This window comes from Megasphaera sp. MJR8396C (genome assembly GCF_001546855.1).
Lineage (GTDB): Bacteria > Bacillota > Negativicutes > Veillonellales > Megasphaeraceae > Megasphaera.
Map to the genome: position 1 here is coordinate 20,281 of NZ_KQ958196.1, position 7,404 is coordinate 27,684.

The 7,404-nt window shown below is 44.4% G+C and carries 2 protein-coding genes; both read left to right on the forward strand.

The annotated features are described in order from the left end of the window. Positions 1-326: 326 nt before the first annotated feature. Positions 327-3,803 carry an ESPR-type extended signal peptide-containing protein gene (locus tag HMPREF3201_RS11550; protein ID WP_072272051.1) on the forward strand — a complete coding sequence of 1,159 codons (3,477 nt, stop codon included), beginning with the start codon at positions 327-329 and terminating at the stop codon, positions 3,801-3,803. Positions 3,804-4,390: 587 nt separating this feature from the next. Further along, a partial coding sequence (locus HMPREF3201_RS07430; RefSeq protein ID WP_062412458.1) for an ESPR-type extended signal peptide-containing protein occupies positions 4,391-7,404 on the forward strand: 3,014 nt, incomplete at its 3' end.

Here is a 7,404-nt window from a genome sequence, read left to right on the forward strand (position 1 = left end):
TAATCACTCTCGTGAAATGAATTTTCTTTAATGGGATACAAAGTCTTGTGTGAACTGAAATACGAAAATTAGGTGCTAAAACATCTTATAATATAGTAATTTACTGGATTTTATCCCTTAATTTACGTAAAGTGTTTATTTGAAATTTATGTTTATTTGAGAATAAATATGAGATTCAAATATGATGAGTGTCAAATATAAAACGTCTAGTTGACAATTTTAAACCATATATATAGAATTAAAACTAGAGAAATCATGTCTTAACAATCCGTTTTAAATGGCGAATATTTATTACTTTGTTGAGGACGTAAAAGGGGCGGTTAAAAATGAATAAAATGTACAAGGTTATTTGGAATAAAGCAAGGCACTGCTATGTCGTTGTATCAGAATTTGCCAAACGGAATAGTAAATCCGTGACGACGAAATCCTGTCCGAGTCAAAGCCTCGTTGCGGCTTTGACGGTCATTGCACTATGTGCCGGTATGACCGGCGTTGTAAATGCTGCTGAGAATAATACGGACGGTACGGGGCTGGGTGTTGCTTTTGGCAGTAATTCTAACGCGAATAGCCGTGATTCTGTAGCTGTTGGGCAAGATACAAAGAGTGGTGGCGCTTCGGTTGCGATTGGGGGCGGAGCTCAGGCTGCGGATGGTAACTCAGTTGCCATTGGACCATCCACAGTAGCTGAAGGTCATGGTTCCATCGCTATCGGGAATACAGCGAAAGCAGAGTTTGGGACTGCTATTGCTATTGGCAGTCTGTCTAATGCAACCATGAATGGTATGGCGCTCGGGGTCAGCGCTAATGCTGCCAGTAACTCGGTTGCTTTGGGGCTTGAGTCAAACGCCGCAGGTGTAGGGGCTGTAGCTTTGGGCTATCAAGCTGTGGGGCAAGGTATATTTTCAAACGCGATTGGTGTTATGTCAAATGCTACGGGAAAGAATTCGACAGCTATTGGCTACAGCGCAAAAGCTACGGCTGAAGGTGCCATGGCCTTTGGCCATTCCGCTCAAGGTACGGGTACATACTCAACGGCTATTGGTGAGACGGCAACTGCCAGTGCTGAGAATGCTGTAGCTTTGGGGTATTCCGCTCGAGGGACAGGAAAATCTTCAACGGCTATTGGTGAAGCGGCTGTAGCTACTCGGGAAGGCGCGATGGCTTTTGGTCATTCTTCCCGAGGAACGGGAACGTATTCAACGGCTATCGGCGAAGAGGCCGCAGCCACCTCTACCGGAGCAATTGCATTTGGTATTTTATCAAATGGTAGTGGGGAATACTCGACGGCTATTGGGGCTGGTGCTCAATCTACGTCTACAAAGTCGGTGGCACTGGGCTATTTAGCCAAAGGTACAGGTGAAGATTCGATCGCTATTGGTGATAAAGCCGAAGCTACGAAGAACGGTGCTCTGGCTTTTGGACATACCGCTAAAGGCACAGGAACTTATTCAACAGCTATCGGTGAACAGGCTGTATCTTCATCTACGGGTGCCGTTGCTTTGGGCTTTTTGTCAAAGGGAATCGGTGAATATGCGACAGCTGTCGGTGCAGGTGCCAATACTAATGGAAAGAATTCTCTTGCAATAGGGTTTTACTCATCATCTCTTGCTGATTCTGCCGTTGCTTTGGGCGATTCGGCTATTGCTAGAGGTGCTTCATCACTGGCGTTGGGGAATAACGCATACACAAACGGTCAGTATGCGACGGCGATAGGGTGGAGCTCAAAAGCTTCTGCTAAATCGGCTTTTGCTATCGGTTATAAAGCTGAAGCCAGAAGCACTGATACATTGGCTATCGGTACTGAGGCACTTGTTGAAGGTGATGGTGCTATGGCTATTGGTGCATCAACCAGAGCTAGTCAGGCTAATGCATTAGCCATAGGCTCTGCTTCTTCGGCCTACGGTATAAATGCGGTGGCCCTTGGACCCTTGTCCGATGCGGAGGCCTTGAATTCAATCGCGATTGGATATCTAGCCATGAGCCTCGATGAATCAGCGATATCATTGGGGGATAGTGCTTCAGGTGCAAATCCGTATACGATAGCGATAGGACGGAACAGCTTTGCAAACGCTGATTTTGCCGTAGCATTAGGTGATAATACATGGGCCAATATTGAAGGCAGCGTAGCGCTTGGTAAGTCTTCTAGAACTAATGTTAAAGCCGGTGTATTAGGATACATTCCGAGCGGTAAAGAATTAACTCGGGATGAAAAGGATAGCCCAACTTGGACATCGAATTTGGCGGCTGTTTCCATCGGCAATAGTGAAAAAGGTTATACTCGTCAGATTACCAACGTGGCAGCCGGGACCTTGGATACGGATGCCGTTAACGTCGCTCAGCTTAAAGCTTTGAACGATAAAGTAACTGACGGGACGCTGTCTTCCGGTAAAAATATTACGATTCATACGACGACCGATGCTAATGGCGTTAAGAAAAATACCATTGACTTAAATGATAACATTACCTTTGGCAGTGATACCGACGTAGCGAATGAGGTAAAAGTAGATGGTACGAAGGGCCAGGTCGTTATCGGTGATGCCAAGAATGGCGGCATCGTTATCGGGAATCAGGACAATGGCCAAGGTACAACCGGCCACTATGTCACAGGACTCGATAATACTAAATGGGATAAGGACAATATCGTCGAAGACCGCGCAGCTACTGAAGGTCAGCTGAAAGATATATCTGAATCCATTAATAACATCAGCAATACTGTTGGCTCAGGTACTCGTGAATTTGTGGGTGATAGCGGTAGTAAAGTCAGCGTCAAACTTGGTGAATCGATGAACCTTAAAGGCGGCGCTGCAGGCGAATTATCTGACGGTAATATCGGTGTCGTAACCAATTCCAATAAGGACGGTTTCGATATCAAGTTGGCAAAAGACCTTAAAGACCTCAACTCGGTGACATCGAATACGGTGACAACAAAAGAACTGACGGTTTCGGAAAAAGCCAACATTGGCAACGTTTCCATCAGTAAAGACAACGTTACCATCGGGACCGGTGACAGCAAGACCGTCATCACTAATGAATCCCTCACGACGGGCTCAGTCACGACGGGAAACACGACGATTAACAATGGCGGATTGACGATTAAGAATGAAGATTCGTCTAAGAACATTACCGTCGAAAACAACAATGTCAGCATGGGCGGCAATAGAATTCAAAATGTCGGTGATGCACAAGCGTCAACGGATGCTATCAACAAAGGGCAGTTTGACAGTACCATCAGCAATATCAATTCTGGGATGACTGAAATGAATGGCCGCATTGGTAGTCTTGATCGCCGGGTCGATCGAGTTGGTGCCGGCGCTGCTGCCTTGGCAGCCCTCCATCCGTTAGACTATGATCCGACTTCCCGCTGGGAAATTTCAGCCGGCGTCGGTAATTACAAAGGAGCCAATGCCGTTGCTCTCGGCGCGTTCTATCGGCTCAACTACGATACCATGGTCAGCATCGGTTCATCCTACGGCGGCGGTGAAAATATGGTCAACGCCGGCGTAACCTTGCGTATTGGCCAGGGAGAAACGAGAACGTATTCGTCGCAGGATGCGGTGTCACAGGAACTCAATAACTTGAAATCCGTCGTAGAACAACAGAACCGTAAATTGGAAGATCAGAGCAACCAGATTGCCGCTCAGAATAATAAGATTGAATCGCAGAGCGAACAACTGACTGCACAGAATAATAAGATTGCAGCACAAGATCGCAAGATCGAAGCACAGAGTCAGCAGTTAGAAACACAGAACCAGAAGATTGAAAATTTGACGGCAGCTGTTGAAGCCTTAAGTAAAACTAAATAATGATTTGCAGCCATCGAAAGATGGTCTTCGGAGTACCGATATTCCTGTATTATAGGGCGTTTCGGTACTCTTTTTATTTTGCCTTAAACTTAGCTTGATGATGAAACCCATTGAAGTATAAAAATAACATCGCCGATTGTAGCGATGCATGAGGACAGAAACGACGGAGCTCGCTTGAAATAATGATTTTTGACGTAGGGTACTTAAACGGACTTGTCTGAAAATTATTCATGAATAATTCATAAAAAATAATAAATAAAAACGATTTGATTTTTATATTACACATATAATTGACTTTATTGACAAAAATTTGATAAATATATAGAATGATAACATAGGGATATAGACTGTTAATTATTTTCAATACTTGGGGTATATTCGTTATACTCTAGTTCTTATGCGGAAAAATTGATTTGTGGAGGGAGGCATAAATTTATATAATTTTCTTTTATATTACTATTATATATGTATTTAGGATTATGAAAGTTATAATTTAATAATTATTTTGATAAAATTTAAAATAGTGCCACACCTGAATTTTGACGAGGGGATAAGAACTTATCATTACTTTATAGGAGGCAAGCGATATGAATCGGATTTACAAAGTCATTTGGAGCAAAGTGAAGAATTGCTACATCGTAGTTTCTGAAATAGCAAAGAGTCATAGTAAACCCGTATCCATGAAATTGAATTCCGGTAAAACCGTTGCGGCTGTTTTAGCTGTAACGGCTCTTTGTGCTGGCATGACAGGTATTGCCCAGGCAGCCACGAATACGGAAGGTGCAGACCAGAGCGTTGCTATTGAGCAAAGTGTACAAGCATCCGAAAATGCTGTGGCGGATGGTATTGGTTCCAATATGGACGCAGAATCGCTGACGAACGATAATATTGGAGAAGTAGCTGATGAGGATTTAGATCCACTTACGATTAAGTTGTCGAAAGAACGGCCCATTGCGGATAGTCGAGTGGCTTTGGCTCAAGCTGCTGCAACATATGACGGCTGGACCTTGGCTGTCGGGATAGGTCCGGATGCAATTACAGATAAGTATGGTACTGCGTCAGGAGAGAGTACAAAGATAAGTTCTGGAGATACGGTTACTTTACAGGCTGGGAGCGGAATCAAATTAACCCAAGACGGTTCAAAGGTACAAATCGGACTTAAGTTTTTAGATATGGCCCCGGCTGGCTGGCCGTTTAATGATGCAAAAGCAAATGGTGGAGCATCTCTTGCAATCGGTCAAAATAGCGTGGCGGAAGGGCAGCAGGGAACCGCAGTAGGTTTTAAAACTTATGCGGGACAATATTCTTTTGCCGGAGGGACTGAGGCGGAAGCTACAACGAGTTCTGTAGCAATAGGCAATTATGCGAAGGCGATGACCACGAAATCCGTTGCTATCGGAGGGGGCAAACGTAAAGTCGCTAATAAGCCATCCGCTGGATATAAAAAGATTGATAGTGATTTTGCTGTTGCTATTGGTAATGAAACGTATGTGGGAGAAAACTCTGATGGTGCAAATGCACTTGGGGCTAATGCTGAAGTGACTAGTTCTGAATATGGGACAGCACTTGGAAGTTATGCTATTGTGAGTAGCTCAGATAAGGCTATCGCTGCAGGGGGGGCTGCTAATGTAACCAGTTCGAAACAGTCAACAGCTATAGGTGCCGGTTCAAAGGTCAATGAGTCTGTGAATGCTACGGCTATGGGAGCATCTTCTAATATTAGCGGATCTACGAATGCAACCGCGCTGGGTGCTTCCGCTAAGGTAAGCAGTTCGCAAAACGCAACTGCTTTGGGAACCGGCGTCAGTGTGACGAATTCCGCGTATACTACAGCAACAGGTACAGGTGCCACTGTCAGCGGGTCACAATATGCTACGGCAATGGGGCATCTTTCTAAAGCGGAAGGTTCTACGTATGCTACGACTATTGGTGCTTATTCGGGAGTAAGTACTTCAAACTATGGCCTTGCTTTAGGAACCGGTTCTAAGGTTAATAATACTACCGGCGGTGTGGGATTAGGCGCATTCTCTGTAGCTGATCGGAGGACGGATATCTTTGGATATAATCCAACTACCGGCCAGTCTTTTGCCTTAAACGCTGAAATGAAAGCTGCATTTGATGTATGGCAAGCAGCAGTAGTTGAATATAATGCGGATCCTAGCAATACAAGCAAAAGACAGGCCGTTATAGACACAGGTAAACAATATCGGACACTTACTTCGGAATGGGTTTCCGGTAATGGCGCTGTATCAGTTGGTAACAGTGCGGATAGTATGACCCGCCAGATTATCAATGTAGCGGCAGGCAGTCAAGATACGGATGCTGTAAACTTAGCGCAATTGAAAGCAGTGAATACTAAAGTAGACGACAATAAGATTTCTTACGTATCTATCAATACGAAAAAAACAGCCAATAAAAATAATGACCAAGCCGGTGTGCCCGATGATAAGTCGAGCAGGGATGCGGCGGTCATCGGTTCGAATAATATTACTACCGGTCTCGGTAACTGGAATCTTGTTGTCACCGGCTTCGGCAATACGATAAAGAACACGTCTTACGATGCTACTAGTGATAGCGTAACCGAGAAGTTAGTTAATAATGCCTATGTCTACGGTAATGAAAATATTGCCCAGAGAGGTATTGTTATCGGTCGGTACAATGTCATTACCGATAGCGGCCTTAATTCCACCGCCGATATTGCTATCGGTACAAGAAATAAAAATTATGGTACACGCAGTATTAATATCGGTGTTTCTACATTAACAAACGGCGTCGACTCCCTTGCCGTTGGATTCAGTGCAAAAGCTCCGGTAACAGATGCCATTGCTATCGGTGGTTATACTGAGGCTAACAGTGTCGGTTCCATTGCTTTAGGTCAAGGTGCTGTAGCGAATGCCGGTGGAGGCGTTGCTTTAGGTTATGAAAGTTTAGCAAATAGAAGTGCAGGTTCTATCGGATATTTCTCTACCTTGGGATCGACGGAGAGAGCGGCTATAGCTGAAAAACTAGGGAAAACAGCAGAATACAATCAATTAGTTTCCACGATTAATAGTTATTCTGACTTGGCAGCAAAAGAAGCTCAATATCGTTCTTATATCAGCGAGCGACAAAAAAATCAGGATTTGCTGAGTGCTGAGGTGGCAAATCTATCTACCAATGCTGAAGGTAGTGCAGCCTATAATGCCAGCCTGGCTAAGATTAAAGAATATCAGCGGCTAATTAAGGAAAACAATGACGGTGAAAATTCCTTGAGTGGTATTGTATCTACGAATAACCCGGATTATCAAGCACTGTTAAAAGCCCGCACAGACTTACGGAATATGTTTTCTGCTTATATGTCCACGGAATCGGCTATCTCTGTAGGTAATACTAGTAAGGGAATCTATCGTCAAATTACGGGAGTTGCGGCAGGTAGTGAAGATACGGATGCCGTCAATGTTGCTCAGTTGAAAGATCTGGAGGTAGCAGGCCTTAATTTCAAAGGCGATGGCGATACCGTTGTTCATCGTGACTTGGCAGATACCTTGAATGTTGTTGGTGGTAATACAGATACGACTTCCTTGACGGAAGGTAATATTGGCGTCGTAGCCGATGATACGAC

Excerpts from the sequence above, each read along its gene's own strand:
- HMPREF3201_RS11550 (WP_072272051.1), top strand. The coding sequence starts at position 327 with ATGAATAAAATGTACAAGGTTATTTGGAATAAAGCAAGGCACTGCTAT.